Raw genomic sequence first — 24,985 nt, 5'->3', positions numbered from 1 at the left:
CTCACTCGGACCAGCCGGGTCGCCGCCCCGCCGGTTCTCCCCTTCTGTGGGGACACCGGCATATCCGACCGTTGGAGGCGCGATGCCGTCGGAAAGACGTGACCAGGGCGCGGGCGGCAGCCTGCCCGCATGCCCGCTCGCGGAGCCCGCGACGCCGTACCGGGTGCGGTACCGCGGCCTGCCACGCACCGGGTGGCACCGAATACGAGCGGTGCTCCCGTCGGCGCTCGCCCCCGTGTCCGCAGGGCTCGTGCTGCTCTTCCTGGTCCTGCCCGCCCACCGGGCCGCGCGCGGGAGCGATGAGGCGTGGCCCGGTCTCGCCGACGCCGTGACGGTGGCCGCCCTCGGCCTGGTCGCCGTGCTCGCACCGGTCGGCCTCGCCCTGGCCGTGCACGCCGTGGCCGTGGCCAGGGACCCGGTTCCGGTGACGCCGGAGCCCGGCACCCGGGTCGCCTTCCTCACCACGTACGTACCCGGGAGGGAGCCCCTCTCCGCGGTGCGGGCCGGCCTGGAGGGCGCGGCACGGATGCGGCACCCAGGGCCGCTGGACCTCTGGCTGCTCGACGAGGGCGACGACCCGGAGGCCAGGATGCTCTGCGCCGAGCTGGGCGTGCACCACTTCACCCGCCTCGGGGTGCCCGAGTGGAACCAGGAGGCGGGCCCGCACCAGGCCGGCACGGAGCACGGCAACCTCAACGCCTGGATCGCCAAGCACGGTGACGGGTACGACCTCCTCGCCTCGGTGGACACCGGTCACGTCCCGCTGCCCGGCTTCCTCGAGCGGACGACGGGCTACTTCCGCGACCCGGACACCGCGTTCGTCGTCGGCCCGAGGCTCGCCGGCGGCCAGGACTTCCACGCCCTGGCGCAGAGCGCGGGCAACCGTTACGGCGCGCCCGTGCTCGCCGGCCCCGGAAGCGTCGTACGCGTCACCGCACTGCGCCAGGCCGGCGGCTTCCAGGGTTCCGGCACCGAGGACACGGCCACCGGCCTGGAGATCCACCGGCGCCTCAACCCGGGGACCGGGCAGTACTGGCGTTCCGTCCACACCCCGGACGCGCCGGCCTGCCGTGAGGGGCACGCCACCCCGGCGGACCGCCACGGCCGGCGGCCGGACCGGCCCAGGGCGGAGCTGCTGCGGGAGTACGGGAAGGCGCTGTTCCGGGTGCCGCCCGGCCGGCTCGTCGGCTACACCCTGCTCCTCGTCCACCATCCCCTGGCCACCGCCGCCGGGCTGCTCGGCGCGCTGGGCTGCCTGGCGGCCACCGTCCACGCGCCGGCCCGTGGCTGGGCGGTGCTCGCCCTGCTGATCGCCCTCGCGCCGCTCGCGGCCCGCGCGTTCACGCTGCTGCGGGAACGCGCGTACGGCGAGGGCGCACCGGACCGGCCCCGCGCGACCGGCGCGGGCCAGGAGACGGAGCCCGCGCTCGCCACCGCGGCGGGGACCCCGGCCGCGGGGGCCTGACCCGGCGGACCGTCTCGCCGCCCCGCCCCGCCCGGGCGCCGCGGCCTACGGTTCCTGCGCCGCCAGCGCGATGCCCAGCGGGGTGCGCTCGTAGAGCACCTGGTGCCCGTAGCGCCGCGAGGTGAGCAGGCCCGCCGCGCGCAGCGCCGACAGATGGGCGGACACCGAGGACGGGGCGAGCGAGAGCCGGTGCGCCAGCGCGCTCGTCCCGGCCGGTTCGCCGAGGGCGCACAGCACGTCGGCGCGGGCCCTCCCCAGCAGCCGGGCGAGGGCGTCCGGCGTCCGGTCGGCGGACTCCGTCCACAGCCCGCCGATGCCACGCGCGGGGTAGATCACCGCGGGCTGCCAGGGGGGCTCGTAGCCGCCGACCACATCCGGCCAGACGAAGACGCTGGGCATCAGGACCAGCCCCTGCCCGCCCAGGACACGGCTGTGGTTCCCGCTGGTGCCGGCCACCGTCAGGGTCGAGTCCGCCCAGTGCAGCCGGGGACTCACCTCGCCGAGCAGCCGCTCGAAACCCACCTCTGCGAGGCGGCGCGAGTGGTAAGCGATGTCTGCCTCCAGCAGGGCGCGCAGCCGGGGCCAGTGCGGCTCGACCATCACCTGCCAGGCACGCTCCAGGAGGTCCGCCAGTTCCTGCACCGTGCGGGCCGGGTCGGCCAGCATCCGCCGGCCGGCGGGGGAGCGCAGGGCGCCCGGGGTGTCGGCGAGCGCGAGCGCCATGTCCTCGCGGGCGGTCGCCGGATCCGTGGCGCGTACGGCCGCCACCTCCTCGGCGAAGGTGGTGAGCGGCCCGAGGGGCGGCGGGCAGATGAAGTCGGGGTTGTGGCCGCGCTCCGGCATCAGCAGCCACAGCGGCGCGAGGTCGAGCCCGGCGGCGTCCTCCTTGACCCGCCGGAGCCAGGGCAGGTGGTAGCCGTGCCGGCCGGGACGGCCGAGGGTGCGCACGGCCTCCTGCGTCTCCCAGAGCGGGGAGAGCGCGAATCGGCAGCGGAGCAGATCGCGCTCGTCGAAGTACAGATGGAACGGCATGAGGCCCTCGGGATTCGGCGTGAGCCGAAAGTCTACGGAGGGGCCGGGCGGCTGCGCCACGCTGCGTCCATGCCGAAAGACACCACCACCCCGGCGGGAACACCCCGCGAAGCGCCCGCCGTCGAGGCGCTGTCACCGGCCCTGCCTCCGGAGCGGAACTCCTCGTCCGACCCGGGCCCCGCTCCGGAGGCAGAACCCCGAGCCAAGGGCTACCGCGCGGTCTTCGCCGTACGGGAGTTCCGGGCGGTCTTCGCCGCCCATCTGCTCTCCCTCCTCGGCGTGGTCGTCAGCGAGCTGGCGCTCACCGTGCTGGTCTACGACCTCACCGGCTCACCCCTCCTGTCCGCCCTCACCTTCGCTCTCGGCTTCCTGCCGTACATCGTCGGCGGCACGCTCTTCGCGGGGGTCGCCGACCGGTACCCCGCCCGCCGCGTCCTCGTCGTCTGCGACCTGGTCTGCGCCGGCTGCGTCGCCGTGATGGTGCTCCCCGGCACGCCCGTCGCGGGGCTTCTCGCGCTGCGCTGCCTCGTGGCCGCCGTCGCACCCGTCTTCACCGGGACACGGACGGCGGCCCTCACCGACATCCTCGGCGAGGGCGACCTCTACGTCCTGGGCCGCTCACTGCTGCGTCTGGTCTCGCAGAGTGCCATGCTCATCGGTTTCGGTGCGGGCGGGATGCTGCTCACCGCGCTGTCCCCGCGCGGAGCGATCACGGTCACCGTCGTGACGTTCGTCTGCTCGGCCGCGTTGCTGCGCCTCGGCACCCGGAACCGGCCCGCCCGCACGGGTGGGGACGCCGACGGCACGCTTCTCAAGGAGTCGCTCGCCGGGGCCCGCGCCGTCCTGGGGGACCGCGGGATCCGGGGTCTGCTCCTGCTCTTCTGGGTGCCGGCCTTCTTCGTGGTCGCCCCGGAGGCCCTCGCGGCGCCGTACGCCGCCGGAATCGGCGCCGGCCCGGCCGTCGTCGGACTGCTGATGTGCGCGATGGCCGTGGGCCACATCGGTGCCGAGCTGTACGTGGCGACCGCGCTCGGCCCCCGCTCCCGCTCCCGGATCGTGCTGCCGGCCGCCGCGCTGGGGCTGCTGCCCCTAGTGGTGTACGCGGTCCGCCCGGGGACCGCCCTGGCCGTGGCCGCCCTCGTGCTGGCCGGGGCCGGGGCGGCCTACGTCATCGGGCTCGACCAGTGGTTCGTCGAGGCGGTACCCGAACATCTGCGGGGCCGGGCGATGACGCTCCTCACCGCCGGGCTGATGACGTTCCAGGGACTCGGTATGGCCCTCGCGGGGCTGGCGGCCGAATTCCTCCCGGTGCACCAGGTGGTCGCGTACTCCGGGGCGATCGGTACCGCCTGCACGCTCCTGCTGGTCGTCGAGGTGCGTAGAACTCGCGTCCGGTACCGAAGTGCGAGACGGGGCTGACCGCCATGTGACCAGTGGGTAAGGTCGTTGCCGTGCCGAAGCCGCTCAGCCTCCCCTTCGATCCCATCGCCCGCGCCGAGGAACTCTGGCACCGGCGCTGGGGGCCGGTGCCCTCGATGGGCGCGATCACGTCGATCATGCGTGCGCAGCAGATCCTGCTCGCCGAGGTGGACGCGGTGGTGAAACCGTACGGGCTGACGTTCGCCCGCTACGAGGCGCTGGTCCTGCTCACCTTCTCCCAGGCCGGCGAGCTGCCGATGTCCAAGATCGGCGAGCGCCTGATGGTGCACCCCACCTCCGTGACGAACACCGTCGACCGGCTGGTGCGCTCGGGGCTGGTCGACAAGCGCCCCAACCCCAACGACGGCCGCGGAACCCTGGCCTCCATCACGGACAAGGGCCGGGAGGTCGTCGAGGCGGCCAGCCAGGACCTGATGGCGATGGACTTCGGGCTCGGGGCGTACGACGACGAGGAGTGCGCCGAGATCTTCGCCATGCTGCGCCCGCTGCGGGTGGCCGCGCAGGACTTCGAGGACAAGTAGGGCCCTTCCGTGAGGGGCAGGGCGCCGCAAGATCGCCCCGGCCTCCCGGTTACGCTCGATGTCATGAAACGCAGTGTGCTGACCCGCTACCGGGTGATGGCCTACGTCACCGCCGTGATGCTGTTGATCCTGTGTGTGTCCATGGTCTTCAAGTACGGCTTCGACACCGGTGAGAGCGTGACACTCGTCGTCTCGCAGGTCCACGGTGTCCTCTACATCATCTACCTGATCTTCGCCTTCGACCTCGGTTCCAAGGCGAAGTGGCCGGTCGGCAAGCTGCTCTGGGTTCTGGTCTCCGGGACGATCCCGACCGCCGCGTTCTTCGTCGAGCGCACCGTGGTCCGGGAGGTCGAGCCGCTGATCGCCGACAGCTCCCCGCAGGCCGTCAAGGCCTGATCCGCACCGCCCGGACCGCCCCGCGCGAAGCGCCGGGCGGTTTGCCGTCGACATTTACTAGGACGTCCTAGTAAATTTGTCTCCATGGACGCTCATGCGATCGAGGAAGGCCGCCGCCGCTGGCAGGCCCGTTACGACAAGGCCCGCAAGCGCGACGCGGACTTCACCACGCTCTCCGGCGACCCGGTGGAGCCGGTGTACGGGCCGCGCCCCGGCGACACGTACGAAGGCTTCGAGCGGATCGGCTGGCCCGGCGAGTACCCCTTCACCCGGGGGCTCCACCCGACCGGCTACCGGGGCCGTACCTGGACGATCCGCCAGTTCGCCGGCTTCGGCAACGCCGAGCAGACCAACGAGCGGTACAAGACGATCCTGGCCAACGGCGGCGGGGGACTCAGCGTCGCCTTCGACATGCCGACCCTGATGGGCCGCGACTCCGACGACCCCCGCTCGCTCGGCGAGGTCGGCCACTGCGGCGTCGCCATCGACTCCGCGGCCGACATGGAGGTCCTGTTCCGGGGCATCCCGCTCGGCGACGTCACCACCTCGATGACGATCAGCGGGCCCGCCGTCCCGGTCTTCTGCATGTACCTGGTCGCCGCGGAGCGCCAGGGCATCGACCCGGCCGTGCTCAACGGCACGCTCCAGACCGACATCTTCAAGGAGTACATCGCACAGAAGGAGTGGCTCTTCCAGCCCGAGCCCCATCTGCGGCTCATCGGTGACCTGATGGAGCACTGCGCCCGCGACATCCCCGACTACAAGCCGCTGTCGGTCTCCGGCTACCACATCCGCGAGGCCGGGGCCACGGCCGCACAGGAGCTCGCGTACACCCTCGCCGACGGCTTCGGCTACGTGGAGCTCGGTCTCTCCCGGGGCCTGGACGTCGACACCTTCGCCCCCGGGCTCTCCTTCTTCTTCGACGCGCACCTCGACTTCTTCGAGGAGATCGCCAAGTTCCGCGCGGCCCGCCGGATCTGGGCCCGCTGGATGAAGGAGACGTACGGCGCGCAGACCGACAAGGCGCAGTGGCTCCGCTTCCACACCCAGACCGCCGGTGTCTCGCTCACCGCCCAGCAGCCGTACAACAACGTCGTACGCACCGCCGTGGAGGCGCTCTCCGCCGTCCTGGGCGGCACCAACTCCCTGCACACCAACGCCCTGGACGAGACGCTCGCCCTGCCCTCCGAGCAGGCCGCCGAGATCGCGCTGCGCACCCAGCAGGTGCTCATGGAGGAGACCGGGGTCGCCAACGTCGCCGACCCGCTGGGCGGTTCGTGGTACGTCGAGCAGCTCACCGACCGCATCGAGGCCGACGCCGAGAAGATCTTCGAGCAGATCAAGGAGCGTGGCACCCGGGCGCACCCGGACGGCGAGCACCCCATCGGGCCGATGACCTCCGGGATCCTGCGCGGCATCGAAGACGGCTGGTTCACCGGCGAGACCGCCGAATCGGCCTTCCGTTACCAGCAGTCCCTGGAGAAGGGCGAGAAGCGGGTCGTGGGCGTCAACGTCCACCACGGGTCCGTCACCGGCGATCTGGAGATCCTGCGCGTCAGCCACGAGGTCGAACGCGAGCAGGTGCGCGAGCTCGCCGGGCGCAAGGAGGGCCGCGAGGAGGCGAAGGTCCGTGGCGCGCTGGACGCGATGCTGGCCGCCGCACGCGACGGCTCCAACATGATCGCGCCGATGCTGGAGGCCGTACGGGCGGAGGCGACCCTCGGCGAGATCTGCGGGGTCCTGCGCGACGAGTGGGGCGTCTACACGGAGCCGCCGGGCTTCTGAGGCGCGCTCAGTCCTCCCGCGTCGCCGCCGCTCCCAGTCCCGAGAGCAGCAGCAGGGTGAAGCGCTGGGCCCAGTCGGTGTCGACGGGCTCGGCGCTCACCAGCGCGCGGTGCACCACGGCGCCCGCGATCACGTCGAAGATCAGGTCGGCGGTGCGGGCCGCCACCACCGCGTCCGGCTCGACGGGCAGTTCGCCGCGCCGCTGCGCCCGCTCCCGTCCCTGGAGCACGAGGTGCTTCTGCCGGGTCACGATCGAACCGCGTATACGGTCCCGCAGGGCCTCGTCCCGCGTCGACTCGGCGACCACCGCCATCAGCGCCGTCTTGGTCTCCGGCCGCTCCAGCAGCGCAGCGAACTGGAGGACCACGGCTTCCACGTCGGCCGCGAGGCTGCCGAGGTCGGGCAGCTCCAGCTCGTCGAAGAGGACGGCGACCGCGTCCACCACCAGCTCGTTCTTGCCGGCCCAGCGGCGGTAGAGCGTCGTCTTGGCGACCCCCGCCCTCGTCGCCACATCGCCCATCGTCAGCTTCGACCAGCCGAGGTCGACCAGCGACGCACGGGTCGCCTCGAGGATCGCGGCATCGGCTTCAGCACTGCGGGGTCGTCCGGAACGGGAGGGTCCGGTTGGGCTGCGGCTCAGCATGCGGCGACCATACCGGCCGGTAAGTACTGCTGACCGGGCCGGGAGCCCGTGAGACAGATCACCGGGCGCTCTTGCCCCGGAGGGGGTACTGCCAGTTACGCTACGACCCGTAGCGAAAGAAGCGACGGTCCGTCCGTCGTCACGCCACGACCGATCGACAGCCACAGGCACCGGGTGGGGACCCGGCGCCGACACGGGGTTTTCAGGGCCCCGGGACCGTTTCCGTCCGCCCGTCGCGCACACCGGCGCGGCTGTGGGCGGAGCCGGTTCGCGGATCGCTTTCCGGAACAGTGCGCGCAGGGGGGAGGATGTACGTATGCAGCCTAGGAACATGTCCATGAGCGGCGTCGTCGACCTCGCCGCTGTGAAGGCGGCCGGCGACGCCAAGGCGAAGGCGGAGCAGGCCCGCGCCGAGTCCGCCCGGCAGGGGGGCGGCGGTGCCGTGACCCCCGCCTCCCTGGTGATCGACGTCGACGAGGCGGGTTTTGAGACCGACGTCCTCCAGCGCTCCACCGAAGTCCCGGTCGTCATCGACTTCTGGGCCGAGTGGTGCGAGCCGTGCAAGCAGCTCGGCCCGCTCCTGGAGCGCCTCGCCGTCGAGTACAACGGCCGTTTCGTGCTCGCCAAGGTCGATGTCGACGCCAACCAGATGCTGATGCAGCAGTTCGGGATCCAGGGCATCCCGGCGGTCTTCGCCGTGGTGGCCGGACAGGCGCTCCCGCTCTTCCAGGGCGCGGCCCCCGAGAGCCAGATCCGCCAGACGCTGGACCAGCTGATCCAGGTCGGCGAGGAGCGGTTCGGTCTGACCGGGATCGCCGTCGACGCGGACGCCGGGGCGGGTGGCGAGGAGAGCGCCCCCGCGGAGGTGCCGGCGGGGCCGTACGACGCGCAGCTGGAAGCCGCCGCGCAGGCGCTGGACGCCAATGACTTCGACGGCGCGGTCCAGGCCTACAGGAGCGTCCTGGCCGTCGACCCGGTCAACACCGAGGCGAAGCTGGGTCTCGCCCAGGCCGAACTGCTGGGCCGTGTCGCGGGCATGGATCCGCAACAGGTCCGCAAGGAGGCCGCGGAGAATCCGGAACTGCCGGCGGCGCAGATGGCCGCGGCCGATCTGGACCTGGTGGGCGGACACGTCGAGGACGCCTTCGGCCGGCTCGTCGAGACCGTCCGCCGTAATGTCGGCGACGACCGCGACGCCGTACGGGTGCGGCTCCTGGAGCTCTTCGAGGTGATCGGCCCCGACGACCCCCGGGTCACCGCGGCGCGGACGGCCCTGGCGCGCGTCTTGTTCTGATGTGACAACACGGCCGTGGAGCCCTCCGGGCGCCACGGCCGTTTTCGCGGGCGAACGACAACGGACACGTCCGCTTTACCAAAACTTGATAAAGAACACTGCTGTTACTCGCAGTAAATCACCTCCGAAGGTCTGTCCGGTTTCGGGCCGTAATCCCGCCGTTCGCCCGCCGCCCCGGGGCCACCCTGTGTGGCCGGGCGGTGCCCCCCTGTCGTGTCCTGGTTATCGGGTCGTTACTAGTCAGTAACGACCCCCCTTGTGTCCGGGCCGCGAATGCACCACGATCGGCCACGCTCGGTCCAATACCCCCCAGTCCGGCGGCCAGTCGGTGCAGGCGGGTCCTTTGGGTCCCCACCGGGTGGTCGGCGGCAGTGGCGCCGATCGCGGACAGGGGGGTTCCTGCCCCTGGGCAGGGCCTGTCCGAACCGGTTGCGCAGACGCGCGGCCAGTGGTTGTCGCTCGGGGGTGATCGCCGGTGATTCGGATGCGGTACGCGCCTCCGGTCCGGGCGCTCTCCTTCCCGAGGACGTAGCACTTCTCCCATCCCAGGGCGGGCACCATGCCCGTACCGGAGATGTACGTCCGAGAAGGAGGAAATTTATGAGTTCGCAGGTTCGCGGTGGTACCAGATGGAAGCGTTTCGCTCTGGTCATGGTGCCGAGCGTCGTCGCGACCGCAGCGGTCGGCGTCGGTCTGGCGCAGGGCGCGCTGGCCGCGTCCTTCAGCGTCTCCGGCCAGAGCTTCAAGGTCTCCACCGACAAGCTCGTCGGTAAGGACTTCGTCCAGTACGGCAGCGTAGCTGTCGGCAAGGACCTCAAGGGCAAGGATGCGGCGCACCCGGTCGCCGTCTCCGGCTTCAGCAGCGCCACGATCACCAACATGTGCCAGTCGGTGGTCACGCCTGACCTTCCGTTCGGTCTCGGCAGCGTCAGCCTGGAGCTGAATGCGGGTACCGACCCGAAGAAGCCCGTCGAGGCGACGAACCTGTACCTCGACGTCGCACAGCTCGACGCGGACGCGTACTTCGAGAACATCGACATCGGCGTCGCCGCCGGTTCGGTGGGCAAGCCCGGTATCCAGCCCGGCACAGAGAAGGCCGTCAACCCGAACGGCTTCGCGCAGCGTGCCGAGACGGCCACGCTGTCCAACGTGGAGCAGACGGCGTGGGCGACCACCGCCGGCACCTTCAAGCTCAGCAACCTGAGCCTGAAGCTGCACAAGGGCGTCAAGGAGTGCTTCTAGCACTCGCCCGGGTGGCCGGAGCTCCGTGAGGGGCCTCGGCCGCCCACCCCTTCTCTTCTCACAGCAGTACCGGTTCCAGGGAGCTGTTTTCCATGAGCCCCGAGTCCACAGGGCAGAACGAGCACTACCTCACCGTCTACCGGCGGGGATTCCGCACCTGGCGGGGTAACCGGCCGTTCTGGGCGGGCCTGTTCACCATCCTGGGTGGTCTACCCATCGCGTACTTCCCGTACGCCAACATGCACCTCGGCAACATGACGATCGCGATGTCCACCACCGCGGGTGCGGGTTCGCTGATCATCGGGATCCTGCTGATCACGCTGGGATTCACGATGTGGTTCCACCACATCGTGCGGGTGTTCGCAGGCGTCGCCGCGATCCTGCTCGCGCTGATCTCCATACCGGTCGCCAACATAGGCGGCTTCATCATCGGCTTCCTGTTCGCCCTCCTCGGCGGAGCACTCTCGATCTCCTGGGCCCCGGCCGAGGAGAGGAGTGTCCCGGCCTCCGAGGGTCCGGAGGCGCAGGTGTCCAGGGACGGCGCCCCCGGGACGCCTGAGCGCCGCCAGGAGCCCCACGACACGGCTGAGGCCCCGCGGAGGCCGATGCTCTTCGAGACGGCGGCGGAGGCCGACGGTGGGAGGCATCGTGCGGGGTGACGGCAGGCAGACGAACGACTTCGGTCCGGACGACGTTCCGGAGCGGAGCGGGCCCCGCCACGCGGCGCCCAGGAAGTCACTCCTGACGAAGCTGCACATGCCCGCGGGCAAGAAGGCGTTCGCGCTCGCCGCGATGCCGACGGCCGTCTTCGTGGGCATGGGACTCACCCCCAAGCTGGCCATGGCCGACGACAACTCGGATATACCGTTCGCACCCGGGCCCTGTGTCACCCGCTCCGACGAGCCGTCCGAGTCGGAGGAACCGGAGACGGAGCCGACCCCGAGCGCCTCGCCGTCCGACGGCGCGGGCAAGGACGACGCGGGCAAGGACGACGCGGGCAAGGACGACGCGGGCAAGGACGACGCGACCGCGTCCCCGGCCCCTTCCGCGAGTGCGAGCGCCGGCGCGTCCGAGGACGAGGACGAGGACGAGGACGCGAAGTCCACGGAGGCATCCGCGGACAAGGCCGCCACCTCGGCCGCCCCCACGCCCACGGAGTCGAAGAACCCCCTCGACCCGCTGGGAGTAGGCGACGCGCTCAAGGACCTCTTCGACGGACCGGACAAGGAGACGGCCGAGCCGTCCCCCAGCGCCACCACCGAGGCCCCGAAGCCGACGGAGAGCGCCACCACGAAGCCCGCGGAGAAGGCCACGGACGCGGTGGAGGACACGGTCGACAAGACCGCCGACGCCATCCGCGACGCGGCCGAGAAGGCGGGCGAGGAGGTCGAGGAGCTCGACGACGACGTCAAGGGCCTCGACCCGGTGAAGGACGAGGACATCCCGGACGGCGCCAAGGAGCGCTTCCCCTGCCCGACCCCCGACCCCGAGGCGCTCGCCGCCGCCGAGCTGGAGGAGGGACTCCCGCTGCTCCCGGACGACCCGTGGACGCTGGAGACCTCGAAGCTCACGCTCACCGGGCTGGACTACGCGGGCATCGTCGAGGTGAAGACGTACAGCGGCAGCATCAAGAAGGTGCTGAAGTTCACCGCGGACACCATCGACATCAAGGACCTGCACCAGCTGACGAAGGGTCCGGCCGGCACCACCGGGCACGTCAAGGCGGAGGAGGGTTCCACCTCCACCATCCGCAACGGCCAGGTGACGATGTACACCGAGAGCCTGGAGGGCAACCTCTTCGGCCTCATCCCCGTCACCTTCAGCCCGGAGACCCCGCCGCCGCTGAACGTGCCCTTCGCCTTCTTCACCGACGCGACGGTGACCCAGGCCGGCCAGTTCGGCGGCTCGCTCAAGGTCCCCGGACTGCAGAACTACTTCACCGGCGGCAACAGCTAGTCAGGACCCGTCCGGGAGCCGCACGACGCCGTGGCCCGCACCCCCGTGAGAACGGGGGTGCGGGCCACGGTCGTCGGTGGCGTACGGCGCGTCAGGCGCGCTCGCCGCTCAGGTGGTGCACCCGGACCATGTTGGTGGTGCCGGGGACGCCGGGAGGCGAGCCGGCGGTGATGACCATCGTGTCGCCGTCGCTGTAGCGGTTCAGCTTCAGCAGCTCCGCGTCCACCAGGTCGACCATGGCGTCCGTGTTGTCCACGTGCGGCACGACGTAGGACTCCACGCCCCAGCTCAGCGCGAGCTGGTTGCGGGTCGACTCCTCCGTGGTGAAGGCCAGGATCGGCTGCGCGGCGCGGTAACGGGAGAGGCGGCGGGCCGTGTCACCGGACTTGGTGAAGGCCACCAGCGCCTTGCCGTCCAGGAAGTCCGCGATCTCGGCGGCCGCGCGGGCGACCGAACCGCCCTGTGTGCGCGGCTTCTTGCCCGGCACCAGCGGCTGGAGGCCCTTGGACAGGAGCTCCTCCTCGGCGGCGACGACGATCTTCGCCATCGTCTTGACCGTCTCGATCGGGTACGCGCCGACGGACGACTCCGCCGACAGCATGACCGCGTCCGCGCCGTCCAGGATCGCGTTGGCGACGTCGGACGCCTCGGCGCGGGTCGGGCGCGAGTTGGTGATCATCGACTCCATCATCTGGGTCGCCACGATCACCGGCTTCGCGTTGCGGCGGCACAGCTCGATGAGGCGCTTCTGCACCATCGGGACCTTCTCGAGCGGATACTCGACGGCGAGGTCACCACGGGCGACCATCACACCGTCGAAGGCGGCGACGACGCCCTCCATGTGCTCGACGGCCTGCGGCTTCTCGACCTTGGCGATGACGGGGACCCGGCGGCCCTCCTCGTCCATCACCTTGTGCACGTCCTTGACGTCCTCGGCGTCCCGCACGAAGGACAGCGCGACCAGGTCACAGCCCATCCGCAGGGCGAACCGCAGGTCCTCGACGTCCTTCTCGGACAGCGCGGGGACGTTGACCGCCGCACCGGGGAGGTTGATCCCCTTGTGGTCGGAGATGACACCGCCCTCGATGACGATGGTGGTCACCCGGGGGCCGTCGACCGAGACGACCTTCAGCTCGACGTTGCCGTCGTTGATCAGGATCGGGTCACCCTTGGTGACGTCGCCGGGCAGCCCCTTGTAGGTGGTGCCGCAGATGGACTTGTCGCCGGCGACCTCCTCCGAGGTGATGACGAACTCGTCCCCGCGGACCAGTTCCACCGGACCCTCGGCGAACTTCCCGAGGCGGATCTTGGGGCCCTGGAGGTCGGCGAGCACGCCGACCGCGCGGCCGGACTCGGCGGCGGCCTTGCGGACGCGGTCGTAACGGCCTTGGTGCTCCTCGTGGGATCCGTGACTGAAGTTGAAACGGGCCACGCTCATGCCGGCCTCGATCAGAGCGACGAGCTGCTCATGGGAGTCGACGGCGGGACCGAGGGTGCAGACGATTTTGGAACGGCGCATGAGGCGGATCCTATCGGTTTGTTTCACTGCGGAATATTCCGTCTGGTGGAAGATACAAAGGGGCGCGGCCCCGCTCAGTTGTGGACCAGACCGAAGGTCTGGCCGGCGATCTCCAGCTCCTCGTCCGTAGGCACGACGGCGACCGCCACCCGGGCGCCGTCGGGCGAGACCAGCCGCGGTTCGCCCGACCGCGCGGCGTTGCGGCCGGCGTCCACGGCCAGGCCGAAACCCTCCAGTCCCGCGAGCGCAGCCTCCCGCACCGGGGCCGAGTTCTCCCCGACCCCCGCCGTGAACACCACGGCGTCCACCCGGCCGAGGACCGCCGAATAGGCGCCGATGTACTTCTTCAGCCGGTGGATGTAGATGTCGAACGCGAGCGCGGCACGCTCGTCGCCCTCGTCCACCCGGCGCCGGATCTCCCGCATGTCGTTGTCGCCGCAGAGACCGACCAGGCCGCTCTTCTTGTTCAGCAGGACGTCGATCTCGTCCGCCGACATACCCGCCACCCGCTTCAGGTGGAAGGTGACGGCCGGATCGATGTCCCCGGAACGCGTACCCATGACCAGCCCCTCCAAGGGGGTCAGTCCCATCGACGTCTCCACGCACCGGCCGCCCGCCACCGCGGAGGCCGAGGCGCCGTTCCCCAGGTGGAGCACGATCACGTTCACGTCGGCCACCGGCCGGCCCAGCAGCTCGGCCGTCCTGCGCGAGACGTACGCGTGCGAGGTGCCGTGGAAGCCGTAGCGGCGGATCCGGTGCGCGTCGGCGGTCTCGACATCGATCGCGTACCGCGCCGCGTGCTCCGGGATCGTCGTGTGGAACGCCGTGTCGAAGACGGCGACCTGCGGCAGGTCCGGGCGCAGTGCCCGCGCCGTACGGATCCCGGTGATGTTCGCCGGGTTGTGCAGCGGGGCGACGGGGACGAGCCGCTCGATCTCCTTCAGCACCTCGTCGGTGATCACGGTGGGCTCGCTGAACTTCAGCCCGCCGTGCACCACCCGGTGGCCGATCGCCGCCAGTTCGGGGGAGTCCAGGCCAAGACCGTCGGCCGCCAGCTCGTCGGCCGCCGCCTTCAGGGCCTCGTCGTGGCCGGAGATCCTGCCGGTGCGCTCGCGGGTCTCCCCGCCCTTCATCGGTGTGTGCACCAGCCGGGAGGACGACTCGCCGATCCGCTCGACGAGGCCGGTGGCGAGCCTCGACCGGTCGCGCATGTCCAGCAGCTGGTACTTCACCGACGAGGAGCCGGAATTCAGCACGAGTACGCGGTGCGCGTCATTCATGGAGCGGGAACCTCCGCTGGTCGGGTCGGTGGTCATCGCGTCATTCCTCGCCCTGGGCCTGGATCGCGGTGATGGCCACCGTGTTGACGATGTCCTGGACCAGCGCGCCGCGGGAGAGGTCGTTGACCGGCTTGCGCAGCCCCTGGAGGACCGGGCCGACCGCGACCGCGCCCGCCGAACGCTGGACCGCCTTGTAGGTGTTGTTGCCGGTGTTGAGGTCCGGGAAGATCAGAACGGTCGCGCGGCCCGCCACCTCCGACGCAGGCAGCTTGGTCGCGGCGACGGTCGGCTCGACCGCCGCGTCGTACTGGATCGGGCCCTCGATCCTCAGGTCCGGCCGTGAGGCGCGTACCCGCTCCGTGGCCTCCCGCACCTTGTCGACGTCGGCGCCCGTGCCCGAGGTGCCCGTCGAGTACGAGAGCATCGCGATTCTGGGATCCACGCCGAAGCGGGCGGCGGTGACCGCCGACTGCACCGCGATGTCCGCGAGCTGCTCCGCGTCCGGATCCGGGTTGACGGCGCAGTCGCCGTAGACCAGGACCTTGTCGGCGAGGCACATGAAGAAGACCGACGAGACGATGGACGCCTCCGGCTTGGTCTTGATGATCTCGAACGCCGGCCGGATCGTGGCCGCCGTGGAGTGCACCGAGCCGGAGACCATGCCGTCGGCCAGCCCCTCCTGGACCATCAGGGTGCCGAAGTAGTTGACGTCCGAGACGACGTCGTACGCCAGCTCCACCGTCACCCCGCGGTGCGCGCGCAGCACGGCGTACCGCTCGGCGAAGCTCTGGCGCAGCTCGGAGGTTCCCGGATCGACGAGCTGTGTCTCCGCGAGGTCGATGCCCAGGTCGGCGGCCTTCTTGCGGATGACGTCGGTGTCCCCGAGGAGGGTCAGGTCGCAGACGTCGCGGCGCAGCAGCACGTCCGCGGCGCGCAGGACGCGCTCCTCGGTGCCCTCGGGCAGGACGACCCGGCGCCGGTCCGAACGCGCCTGTTCCAGCAGCTCGTGCTCGAACATCATCGGGGTGACCCGGCCGCTGCGGGCCACCGAGATCCGCTCCAGCAGCGCACCGGTGTCCACATGGCGCTCGAAGAGGCCGAGGGCGGTCTCCGCCTTGCGGGGCGTCGCCGCGTTCAACTTTCCCTCCAGGGCGAAGAGTTCACCCGCCGTGGGGAAGGACCCGCCGGTCACCGCGACGACCGGGGTGCCCGGCGCGAGGCGGGCGGCCAGCCGGAGTATCTCCTCGCCGGGACGCTCGTTCAGGGTCAGCAGGACGCCCGCGATGGGCGGGGTGCCGGCGCTGTGCGCGGCCAGCGAGCCGATGACCAGGTCCGCGCGGTCGCCGGGGGTCACCACCATGCAGCCCGGCGTCAGGGCCTTGAGGAGGTTCGGCAGCATGGCGCCGCCGAACACGAAGTCCAGCGCGTCCCTGGCCAGGCCCGAGTCGTCGCCGAGCAGAACCGTTCCGCCCAGTGCGGTGGTGATCTGGGCGACCGTCGGCGCGGAGAGCGCGGGATCGTCCGGCAGCACGGAGCAGGGGACCGGAAGCTGCGCCTTCAGGCGCTCGGCGATGTCCGTACGGTCCTCGGACGCCACCCGGTTCACGATCATCGCCAGGACGTCGCAGCCGAGGCCGGCGTACGCCCGGTAGGCGTTGCGCGTCTCGGCCCGTACGGACTCGGCGTCCTGGTCCTTGCCGCCGACCACCGCGATCACCGAGGCGCCGAACTCGTTGGCGAGCCTCGCGTTCAGTGCCAGCTCGTCGGGGAGCTGGGTGGCGGCGAAGTCGCTGCCGAGGACCAGCACCACCTCGTAGTCGCGGGCCACCCGGTGGAAGCGCTCGACGAGCAGCGAGACCAGTTCGTCCGTCCCCTTCTCGGCCTGGACGGCGGAGGCCTCCTGGTAGTCGAGACCGAAGACCGTCTCCGCACTCTGCGAGAGCCGGTAGCGGGCCCGGAGCAGCTCGAACAGCCGGTCGGGTCCGTCGTGGACGAGCGGCCGGAAGACACCGACCCGGTCGACCTGACGCGTCAGTAGCTCCATGACTCCCAGATCGACGACCTGGCGGCCGTCTCCCCGGTCGATCCCGGTCACGTACACACTGCGCGCCACGCGTGGTCTCCCGTCCTGTTTGGCTGGCATTGTCCCTTTGACGATACCTACCGGGGCAGGTGAGCCGCCCGCCGGGCAGGGTGCCCGCCACGGGCCGGCACCGGGCCCGTACGGTTCCGTGCGACGCGGTCGGAAGCGCGGGGGCCCGGCTCGGCGTGGGACAATCGTCGTGGCTCACGGTACGGGGGTTTCACGACGGTCCCCGGAATGCATGGCACTAGCGAGCAGGAGACAGAGCAGGATGCGCATCGGAATTCTCACCGCAGGCGGCGACTGCCCAGGCCTGAACGCTGTGATCCGGTCGGTCGTGCACCGCGCCGTGGTGGGCCACGGCGATGAGGTCATCGGCTTCGAGGACGGCTTCAAGGGGCTGCTCGACGGCCACTTCCGGCCCCTCGACCTGAACGCGGTCAGCGGCATCCTGGCCCGCGGCGGCACGATCCTCGGCTCGGCGCGGCTGGAGCGCGACCGGCTGCGCGAGGCCGCCGAGAACTGCGCGGAACTCTCCCTCCGTTACGGCATCGACGCGCTCATCCCGATCGGTGGCGAGGGCACGCTCACCGCGGCCCGCATGCTGTCCGACGCCGGGATGCCCGTCGTCGGCGTCCCGAAGACCATCGACAACGACATCTCCGCCACCGACCGGACCTTCGGCTTCGACACCGCCGTCGGCGTCGCCACCGAGGCCATAGACCGGCTCAAGACCACCGCCGAGTCGCACCAGCGGGTCATGGTCGTCGAGGTCATGGGCCGCCACGCGGGCTGGATCGCGCTGGAGTCCGGCATGGCCGGCGGTGCCCACGGCATCTGCCTGCCGGAGCGGCCCTTCCAGGTCGACGACCTGGTCAAGATGGTCGAGGAACGCTTCGCACGCGGCAAGAAGTTCGCCGTCATCTGCGTCGCCGAGGGGGCGCACCCGGCCGAGGGCTCCATGCCGTACGCCAAGGGTGAGATCGACCAGTTCGGCCACGAGCGCTTCAAGGGCATCGGCAACCGCCTCGCCGCCGAGCTGGAACTGCGCCTCGGCAAGGAGGCCAGGCCGGTCATTCTCGGTCATGTGCAGCGCGGCGGCACGCCGACCGCGTACGACCGGGTGCTCGCGACCCGCTTCGGGTGGAACGCCGTGGAGGCCGTGCACCGAGGCGACTTCGGCCGGATGACGGCGCTGCGCGGGACCGAGATCGTGATGGCCCCGCTGGCGGACGCCGTGACCCGGCTGAAGACCGTCCCCAGCGACCGGATGTACGAGGCCGAGTCGGTCTTCTGACGCTCCGCCCGCCCCGGCCGGTCCTCCCCGGACGGCCGGGGCCGTCCCACGCGTACGTCCGGACGCTCTCAGATGCCGGCCGTGCGCCAGAACTCCTCGACCACGCGGTCCAGGAACTCACGCCCCTCCTCGCCCGCCGTCCCCGTCCGGTCCCGGCCCGTGGTGTTCCAGCTCAGCGTCGACACCATCAGCGACTGGTAGTCGGTGTGCAACTGCTCCAGCACGTTCTGGACCAGGATGCGGTCCAGCGGCACGAGCTTGTCCACCGGGCGTACGTACGCCTGCCAACGCGTCGTGACCGCCCTGGTCAGCAGGTCCGCCAGCTCCCCGTTCCGGCCGGTCGCCGTCAGGAACTGCGCGGCCGACATGTCCAGCGCGACGCAGAGCGCCAGGGCCTGGCGCTCGTTGCCGCGCCAGCGGCCCGACTCCTCGATCCGCTGGTACGCGGCGGCCGTCATCCCGAGGGTCCGCGCCAGATCGTCCACCGCGACGTCCCGGGCGATCCGGTGCTCGCGCAAGGTGCTCGCCGCGGCCAGCAGTTCGCCGGGCGCGCACCACAGCACTCCGGCCAGCGCCATCAGTTCGCGTTCGCCGGGCAGCGCCGTGCCGCGTTCCCAGGCCATCACGGTCTCGGCGGTGATTTGAAGTCCGTACTGGGCGCCGAGCCCGTACGCAACATGTCCGGGAGCCATTCCCAGCGCCTCGCGGAGGCGGCGCGCGGCGGGGGCGTTGAAGGGCGGGGTGGGGTGCACGGCCCCACCGTAGAAGGCCGGGAACGGCCTGGCTACAGGCTGTTCCTATCAGTTCACCCTTCGTATGATCCTCCTAGTGTGCCGCCCCGGGGGCGGGCAGGACCATCAGCGGGTTTCAGCCACCCAGTGGTAGTGCAGCTCGGGCCGGCCGACCTGACCGTAGCTGGGCCGCCGCACGGCGCGGCCCACCGTCACCAGATGCTCCAGATAGCGGCGGGCGGTGATCCGGGAGATCCCCAGCTCCTCCCCGGCGGCCGCCGCGGTCACCCCCTCGGGCGCCTCCCGCAGGGCCCGCGTCACCGCCTCCAGCGTGGGACCGCTCAGCCCTTTGGGCAGCGAGGCCGGGTCCGAGACCCGCAGCGCCCCCAGAGCCCGGTCCACCTCCTCCTGGCCGCTCGCCTCACCGGCCGCCGCACGGAACTCGGCGTACCGGACGAGCCGGTCCCGGAGCGTGGGATACGTGAACGGCTTGAGCACGTACTGCACGACGCCGAGCGAGACACCCTCCCGCACCACCGCCAGATCGCGCGCCGACGTCACCGCGATGACGTCCGCGCCGTGCCCCGCCGCCCGCAGTGAGCGCAGCAGCTGCAACCCGTGCCCGTCGGGCAGGTACAGGTCGAGCAGCAGCAGGTCCACCTCCGTCCGGTCCAGAGCCCGTACGGCCTCCGCCCGGGAGTGGGCGACGGCGGCGACCTCGAAACCCGGCACCCGGCCCACGTACAGCTGATGGGCGTCCGCGGCCACCGGATCGTCCTCCACGACCAGCACCCGGATCACGGCGCCACCACCTCCGTCGTCGCCGTACGGCCGGCGAGCGGCAGCCGCACCGTGAACTCCGCGCCGCCGCCCTCCGCCCGGCCCAGCGCCACCGTCCCGCCGTTGCGGTGCACCGCCTGCCGGACGAGCGCCAGACCCAGGCCCCGGCCCGTGCCGTGGGTCGTCCAGCCGCGCCGGAACACCTCGTCCGCCTCGTCCGGGCCGATCCCCGCGCCCGTGTCCGCCACCCGCAGCAGCAGCTCGCCGGAGTCCGTCCGCGCGGTCACGGTGACCAGGGCCCGCGTCGCGGTGCGCTGCGCGGGGACGGGGGCGCCGGCCTGGCCCGTCGCCGCCTCCGACGCGGCGTCCACCGCGTTGTCGATCAGATTGCCGAGGACCGTCACCAGATCCCGCGGCGCCAGCGAGGGCGGCAGGGCGCCGTCGTCGATCAGGCTGTCCTCGGCGAGCACCAGCTCCACACCGCGCTCGTTGGCCTGCGCCGCCTTGCCGAGCAGCAGCGCGGCGAGCACCGGCTCGGCGACCGCACCGACGACCCGGTCGGTGAGGACCTGCGCCAGCTCCAGCTCCGCCGTCGCGAAGTCCACCGCCTCGTCGACCCGGCCCAGCTCGATCAGCGACACCACCGTGTGCAGCCGGTTCGCCGCCTCGTGCGCCTGCGAGCGCAGCGCCTGGGTGAAGCCGCGCTCCGAGTCGAGCTCGCCCGACAGCGCCTGCAGCTCCGTGTGGTCCCGCAGCGTCACGACCGTCCCGCGCCGCTCGCCGCCGACCACCGGGCTGGTGTTGACGACGATCACCCGCTCCGCCGTGAGGTGCACCTCGTCCACCCGTGGCTCGGACGCCAGGAGCGCCCCGGTCAGCGCCGCCGGCAGCGCCAGCTCGTCCACCCCGCGCCCGACCGACCCCGGAGCCAGCCCCAGCAGCTCCCGGCCCGCGTCGTTGATCAGCGCGACCCGGCGCTGCCCGTCCAGCATGAGCAGCCCCTCGCGCACCGCGTGCAGCGTGGCCTCGTGATACGTGTGCATCCGGCTCAGCTCCCCGGCGTTCATCCCGTGGGTGTGCCGCCGCAGCCGGGCGTTGATCACGTACGTCCCGAGCGCGCCCAGCGCCAGGGCGGCGCCCGCGGCCGTCCCCAGGGCCCCGAGCTGCTCCCGCACCTGGGTGGAGACCCGCTCGACGGTGATGCCCGCGCTGACCAGGCCGACGATCCTGTCACCGTCCCGGACGGGCGTGACGACCCGTATCGAGGGCCCCAGGGTGCCGGCGTAGGTCTCCTCGAACGTCTCGCCGAGCAGCGCGCGCTCGGTGTGCCCGATGAAGCTCCTGCCGATCTGGGTGGGGTCGGGGTGGGTCCAGCGGACCCCCTCCGGATTCATGATCGTGACGAACGCGATCCCGGTGTCCTCGCGGACCCGCTCCGCGTAGGGCTGGAGTACGGCGGACGGATCCGGGGTACGGATCGCCTCCCGCACCGACGGCGATTCGGCCATGGCGAGGGCGGCCGCCCGCACCTGGCGGGCCGCGGTCTCCTCCGCCTGCGAACGGCCCGACGCGTACGCGAAGAACGCGCACCCGGCCACCACCGCGGCCACGAGCAGGGCCTGCATCGCGAAGAGCTGGCCGGCCAGGCTGCGGGGAAGGGTACGGGGCAGGCGCATGCCTCACAGTCTGCCTGGCGGGGGCCGCGCGCCCAAGGTGGCTCGAAAACGTCCGTGAACGATATGAACGCAAGGGTGACGGCCGTCACAGGGAAGTGAATAGTCACCGGGGCCCCCAGGGACGGGGAGCAGCCGCATACCCGAGGAGACCCCCGTGGCAGAGAAAGCCGCACGACGGGACCGCACCCATTATCTCTACATCGCCGTGATCGCCGCCGTGGTGCTCGGCATCACGGTCGGCCTGGTGGTTCCGGACTTCGCCGTGGAGCTGAAGCCGATCGGCACAGGCTTCGTCAACCTCATCAAGATGATGATCTCGCCGATCATCTTCTGCACGATCGTGCTGGGGGTCGGCTCCGTACGGAAGGCCGCCAAGGTCGGCGCCGTCGGTGGTCTGGCCCTCGGATACTTCCTGGTGATGTCGACCGTCGCCCTGGCCATCGGCCTGGTCGTCGGCAACCTTCTGGAGCCCGGTTCCAGCCTCCACATCACGGAGGCGACGCGCGCCGCGGGTGAGGCGCAGGCGGGTGACAGCGAGTCCACCGTGGACTTCCTGCTCGGCATCATCCCCACGACCATGGTGTCGGCCTTCACCGAGGGCGAGGTCCTGCAGACCCTGCTCATCGCCCTGCTCGCGGGCTTCGCGCTGCAGGCCATGGGCTCGGCCGGCGAACCCGTCCTGCGGGGCATCGGCCACATCCAGCGCCTCGTCTTCCGCATCCTCGCCATGATCATGTGGGCGGCGCCGGTCGGTGCGTTCGGTGCGATGGCGGCGGTGGTCGGCGAGACCGGCGTGGACGCGCTGAAGTCCCTCGCGATCATCATGATCGGCTTCTACGTCACCTGCGCGCTCTTCGTCTTCCTGATCCTGGGCGCCATCCTGCGCCTGGTGGCCGGGGTCAACATCTTCTCCCTGCTGAAGTACCTGGGCCGTGAGTTCCTGCTGATCCTCTCCACCTCGTCGTCCGAGTCGGCCCTGCCGCGGCTGATCGCGAAGATGGAGCACATGGGCGTCAGCAAGCCCGTCGTCGGCATCACCGTGCCGACCGGTTACTCCTTCAACCTCGACGGCACCGCGATCTACCTCACGATGGCCTCGCTCTTCATCGCCAACGCGACGGGCGACCCGCTGTCCATCGGCGAGCAGATCTCGCTGCTGGTCTTCATGGTGATCGCCTCGAAGGGTGCGGCGGGCGTCACCGGCGCCGGCCTGGCCACCCTCGCGGGCGGCCTCCAGTCGCACCGCCCCGAACTGGTCGACGGTGTCGGACTGATCGTCGGCATCGACCGCTTCATGAGCGAGGCCCGCGCCCTGACCAACTTCGCGGGCAACGCGGTGGCCACGGTGCTGGTCGGCACCTGGACCAAGGAGATCGACCGGGCCCGGGTGGACGAGGTCCTCTCCGGCGCCCTCCCGTTCGACGAGCAGACGATGACGGACGACGCCCACGGCGGCGAGCCGCACGTCCCGGACGCCAGGGACGGCGGCGAGGAGCAGCCCTCGCTCGTCAAGGCGTAAGGACCGCTCGGAGCGGCCGGTACGGGAATCCCGTACCGGCCGCTTTCCCGTGATCGTTCCGTGCTGGCGCTGTGAGACGGATGTGTGGAACATCAATGTCCTGACCAGGCACAAGGGGTGGGGACATTGAAGACCGTACGACGCCGAAGAGCCTTGACCGCGCTGCTGTCGCTGCCGGCCCTCGTCGGCACGGCCGGCTGCGGCGCCGGCGAGAAGGCCCCGGCGGGGGAGGCGGTCTACGCTCTGCCGCTCGCCGAGCAGTTCCAGGCGGCGACGGACGCCACCCGCGAGGCCGGCACCGCGGCCTTCGTGTCGACGCTGACCTACGGGGCGGCGGGCGGTGATGCCGTGCAGCGCGCGCGGGGGAGCCAGGACTACGGGCGGGGAACCTCACGTGCGGACGTCGCCCTCGACGCTCCCCGGACCTTTCCGGAGGGCACCTTGGGGCTCCTGAGGGGAGCAGCTCCGGAGGGCAGGCAGGTGCTGGCCACCGAGGACGACGACGTCTACGTCCGCCACGGCCGCTCCGCCTGGCTGAAGTACGGCCCCGCGGCCGTCAGCAGGTTCGGCGAGGCCACGGCCGACGTCGCCGGGCACGCGGCCGGGGACGCGGCGCCCTACAGCGGGACGCTCGCGGACCTCGTTCCGCGCACGATCCCCCGGGAGGCCCCCGAGCGCCGCGCGGACGGCAGCCGGGTCTACCGGGTGGACCTGCTGCCCGAGGTCGCGGGCGAACTCCTCCCGCGCCACCTGCGGGGCGCCGGCGACGCCTGGGGGACGGAGTCCGTCGGGCTGACGGTGAGGCTGGACGCCGACGGCAGACTGACCTCGGCCTCCGCCGACCTCGCACCCGTGCTGGCCGCGCTGCACGACCAGGGGATGCTCCCGGAGGTGAAGCGGCTGCGGGCGACGTACGAACTCACCGCCTTCGGCAAGCCGGTGAAGAGGCCGTTCGCTGACGACGAGCCGGTCGAGGACGCGGTCGAGGTGCTGGCGACCGTCGACACGTTGACGCCCGGCCGGTGCGCGACCACCGGCGGCACGGGACTGGGCACCGAGGAGATCGTCCGGCCCGTGGACTGCGCGGACCGGCACGACATCCGGGTACTGGGCCAGGTGGAGGTGGACCGGGTCTTCCCCGGCCAGCCGGACGTCGGGAACGGTGGCCGCTACGCGAATGAGGAGTGCCGGAGCGTCGATGCCGCCGCGCCGGAGGACTGGCGGCGCGGCGGCCGTTACGCGGACGGGTTCAGCGTGCTGGGAGAGCCCGAGGTGAGCGTGTCGGTCGCCATGGACGGGGAACCCGGCAACGGGACGGAGACGACGGTGAAGGGCTACTACACCTGTTTCCTCACCCTGGCCCGCTGAGCCATGGCCCGCTCAGCCGTCGGCCGACCGTAATCCGGACGACCGACTGCTTCCCGGACGACGGACTGGTTCCCGGACGACCGACTGCTTCCCGGCGCCCACGGTGCTTGCCTTGACGCCGACGTCAAGGATTACCGTCGCGGTATGCGAATCGGGGAACTGGCCGAACGCGCCGGAACGACGACACGGACGCTGCGGTACTACGAGTCACGGGGCCTGCTGCACGCACGCCGCGCGGAGAACGGCTACCGCACGTACGACGACACCGACCTGCGGCTGATCCAGCAGATCCGGACCCTTCAGGACTTCGGGTTCGACCTGGAGGAGACCCGCCCCTTCGTCGACTGCCTGCGCGCCGGCCACCCGGCGGGTGACGCCTGCCCTGCCTCGCTGGCCGTCTACCGGCGCAAGCTCGGCGAACTGGACGCCCTCATCGGCCGGCTCCGGTCGGTCCGTACGGAGGTGGGCGCACAGCTGGCCCGCGCCGAACTGGAGGCGTCGGCCGAGGTGCCCGGCGGCCCCGAACCACGATGTGAACTGAACTGGGAGGACGGGAACCGATGATCCACGCAGAAGGCGTAGCCGAGGTCACCGACACCACATTCGACGCGGAGGTCCTGAGCGCCGCCGGCCTGCCGGTCCTGGTCGAGTTCACCGCCGACTGGTGCGGCCCCTGCCGCCAGCTCGCCCCGGTGCTCAGCGCGATCGCCCGGGAGGAGGCCGGCCGCGTGAAGGTGGTCCAGATCGACGTGGACCACAACCCGGGGATCGCCGCCCGGTACGCGGTGCTGTCGATGCCGACGCTGATGGTCTTCCAGGACGGCGAACCGGTGAAGTCGATGGTCGGTGCCCGCCCCAAGCGCCGCCTCCTCCAGGACCTGGAGGACGTACTCCCGGCCGCGGTGTGACCAGGGCCGGTCATTGGGAAGCTACGGACACCTCGCGGGGCTGTATGTCC

The 24,985-nt window shown here is 71.4% G+C and carries 21 protein-coding genes and 1 pseudogene; 14 read left to right on the top strand and 8 right to left on the bottom strand.

Features of this window, described 5'->3' with window-relative positions; all coding sequences use genetic code 11:
* Window positions 1-82 precede the first annotated feature (82 nt).
* Entirely contained in the window at window positions 83-1,465 is a 1,383-nt protein-coding gene (locus tag AB0P41_RS17085) for a glycosyl transferase (RefSeq protein ID WP_365932679.1), read from the top strand.
* A gap of 45 nt (window positions 1,466-1,510) precedes the next feature.
* Here the strand turns inward: AB0P41_RS17085 and AB0P41_RS17080 are convergent, their stop codons facing one another.
* Entirely contained in the window at window positions 1,511-2,497 is a 987-nt protein-coding gene (locus tag AB0P41_RS17080; protein WP_365932677.1) for a DUF5937 family protein, read from the bottom strand.
* Window positions 2,498-2,566: 69 nt separating this feature from the next.
* Between AB0P41_RS17080 and AB0P41_RS17075 the strand changes: the two are divergent.
* The 4 genes and pseudogenes from AB0P41_RS17075 (at window position 2,567) to AB0P41_RS17060 (ending at window position 6,639) form a co-directional block, all read left to right on the top strand.
* Window positions 2,567-3,938 (top strand): annotated as a pseudogene (locus AB0P41_RS17075) (MFS transporter).
* Between the two features lie 10 nt (window positions 3,939-3,948).
* Complete coding sequence (locus AB0P41_RS17070; protein WP_356711533.1) at window positions 3,949-4,458, top strand: MarR family transcriptional regulator; 510 nt, start codon at window positions 3,949-3,951, stop codon at window positions 4,456-4,458.
* A 63-nt stretch (window positions 4,459-4,521) separates the two neighbouring features.
* Window positions 4,522-4,854, top strand: a complete 333-nt coding sequence (locus tag AB0P41_RS17065; protein WP_356711531.1) for a DUF3817 domain-containing protein — start codon at window positions 4,522-4,524, stop codon at window positions 4,852-4,854.
* Window positions 4,855-4,938: 84 nt separating this feature from the next.
* The gene (locus AB0P41_RS17060; protein ID WP_356711529.1) at window positions 4,939-6,639 is read left to right on the top strand and encodes a methylmalonyl-CoA mutase family protein; all 1,701 of its coding nucleotides are present in this window, start codon (window positions 4,939-4,941) and stop codon (window positions 6,637-6,639) included.
* 7 nt (window positions 6,640-6,646) lie between these two features.
* Here the strand turns inward: AB0P41_RS17060 and AB0P41_RS17055 are convergent, their stop codons facing one another.
* The gene (locus AB0P41_RS17055) at window positions 6,647-7,282 is read right to left on the bottom strand and encodes a TetR/AcrR family transcriptional regulator (RefSeq protein WP_356711527.1); all 636 of its coding nucleotides are present in this window, start codon (window positions 7,280-7,282) and stop codon (window positions 6,647-6,649) included.
* A gap of 316 nt (window positions 7,283-7,598) precedes the next feature.
* Between AB0P41_RS17055 and AB0P41_RS17050 the strand changes: the two genes are divergently transcribed.
* The 4 genes from AB0P41_RS17050 to AB0P41_RS17035 all read left to right on the top strand — a co-directional run bounded on the left by AB0P41_RS17050 (window position 7,599) and on the right by AB0P41_RS17035 (window position 11,774).
* A complete protein-coding gene (locus AB0P41_RS17050) occupies window positions 7,599-8,576 on the top strand; it encodes a tetratricopeptide repeat protein (RefSeq protein WP_365932674.1) in 978 nt (325 codons plus the stop codon).
* Between the two features lie 600 nt (window positions 8,577-9,176).
* On the top strand, window positions 9,177-9,818 hold the full coding sequence (locus AB0P41_RS17045) for a DUF6230 family protein (RefSeq protein WP_104789203.1): 642 nt from the start codon (window positions 9,177-9,179) through the stop codon (window positions 9,816-9,818).
* Between the two features lie 92 nt (window positions 9,819-9,910).
* Window positions 9,911-10,477 carry a DUF6114 domain-containing protein gene (locus AB0P41_RS17040; protein ID WP_365932672.1) on the top strand — a complete coding sequence of 189 codons (567 nt, stop codon included), beginning with the start codon at window positions 9,911-9,913 and terminating at the stop codon, window positions 10,475-10,477.
* The gene (locus AB0P41_RS17035) at window positions 10,467-11,774 is read left to right on the top strand and encodes a hypothetical protein (protein ID WP_365932839.1); all 1,308 of its coding nucleotides are present in this window, start codon (window positions 10,467-10,469) and stop codon (window positions 11,772-11,774) included. The genes AB0P41_RS17040 and AB0P41_RS17035 overlap by 11 nt, the downstream gene beginning before the upstream one ends.
* Before the next feature lie 91 nt (window positions 11,775-11,865).
* On the opposite strand, the gene pyk is transcribed toward AB0P41_RS17035, so the two are convergent.
* From pyk to pta, 3 genes are all read right to left on the bottom strand, one after another.
* A complete protein-coding gene (pyk, locus tag AB0P41_RS17030; RefSeq protein ID WP_356711521.1) occupies window positions 11,866-13,293 on the bottom strand; it encodes a pyruvate kinase in 1,428 nt (475 codons plus the stop codon).
* 74 nt (window positions 13,294-13,367) lie between these two features.
* Window positions 13,368-14,609 (bottom strand): acetate kinase, encoded by a 1,242-nt coding sequence (locus AB0P41_RS17025; protein WP_365932671.1) that lies wholly within the window; start codon window positions 14,607-14,609, stop codon window positions 13,368-13,370.
* Between the two features lie 4 nt (window positions 14,610-14,613).
* Window positions 14,614-16,686, bottom strand: coding sequence for a phosphate acetyltransferase (pta, locus tag AB0P41_RS17020; protein ID WP_365932669.1), 2,073 nt, complete (start codon window positions 16,684-16,686; stop codon window positions 14,614-14,616).
* A 241-nt stretch (window positions 16,687-16,927) separates the two neighbouring features.
* Between pta and AB0P41_RS17015 the strand changes: the two genes are divergently transcribed.
* On the top strand, window positions 16,928-17,953 hold the full coding sequence (locus AB0P41_RS17015; RefSeq protein ID WP_073745343.1) for an ATP-dependent 6-phosphofructokinase: 1,026 nt from the start codon (window positions 16,928-16,930) through the stop codon (window positions 17,951-17,953).
* Between the two features lie 68 nt (window positions 17,954-18,021).
* On the opposite strand, the gene AB0P41_RS17010 is transcribed toward AB0P41_RS17015, so the two are convergent.
* The 3 genes from AB0P41_RS17010 to AB0P41_RS17000 form a co-directional block, all read right to left on the bottom strand.
* Window positions 18,022-18,645, bottom strand: a complete 624-nt coding sequence (locus AB0P41_RS17010; RefSeq protein ID WP_365932837.1) for a helix-turn-helix transcriptional regulator — start codon at window positions 18,643-18,645, stop codon at window positions 18,022-18,024.
* A 165-nt stretch (window positions 18,646-18,810) separates the two neighbouring features.
* Entirely contained in the window at window positions 18,811-19,485 is a 675-nt protein-coding gene (locus AB0P41_RS17005) for a response regulator (RefSeq protein ID WP_356711515.1), read from the bottom strand.
* Entirely contained in the window at window positions 19,482-21,140 is a 1,659-nt protein-coding gene (locus tag AB0P41_RS17000) for a sensor histidine kinase (protein ID WP_356711514.1), read from the bottom strand. The genes AB0P41_RS17005 and AB0P41_RS17000 overlap by 4 nt, the downstream gene beginning before the upstream one ends.
* A 154-nt stretch (window positions 21,141-21,294) precedes the next feature.
* On the opposite strand from AB0P41_RS17000, the gene AB0P41_RS16995 reads away from it, so the two are divergent.
* From AB0P41_RS16995 to trxA, 4 genes are all read left to right on the top strand, one after another.
* A complete protein-coding gene (locus AB0P41_RS16995) occupies window positions 21,295-22,659 on the top strand; it encodes a cation:dicarboxylase symporter family transporter (protein WP_356711512.1) in 1,365 nt (454 codons plus the stop codon).
* Window positions 22,660-22,812: 153 nt separating this feature from the next.
* Complete coding sequence (locus AB0P41_RS16990) at window positions 22,813-24,027, top strand: hypothetical protein (RefSeq protein WP_365932666.1); 1,215 nt, start codon at window positions 22,813-22,815, stop codon at window positions 24,025-24,027.
* Between the two features lie 144 nt (window positions 24,028-24,171).
* Window positions 24,172-24,591 (top strand): MerR family transcriptional regulator, encoded by a 420-nt coding sequence (locus tag AB0P41_RS16985; protein ID WP_356711508.1) that lies wholly within the window; start codon window positions 24,172-24,174, stop codon window positions 24,589-24,591.
* A complete protein-coding gene (gene trxA / locus AB0P41_RS16980) occupies window positions 24,588-24,935 on the top strand; it encodes a thioredoxin (protein WP_356711506.1) in 348 nt (115 codons plus the stop codon). The genes AB0P41_RS16985 and trxA overlap by 4 nt, the downstream gene beginning before the upstream one ends.
* Window positions 24,936-24,985 lie beyond the last annotated feature (50 nt).

It is taken from the genome of Streptomyces sp. NPDC079167 (assembly GCF_040686735.1).
Classification (GTDB): domain Bacteria; phylum Actinomycetota; class Actinomycetes; order Streptomycetales; family Streptomycetaceae; genus Streptomyces.
This window is presented reverse-complemented; position numbering and strand designations above follow the sequence as displayed.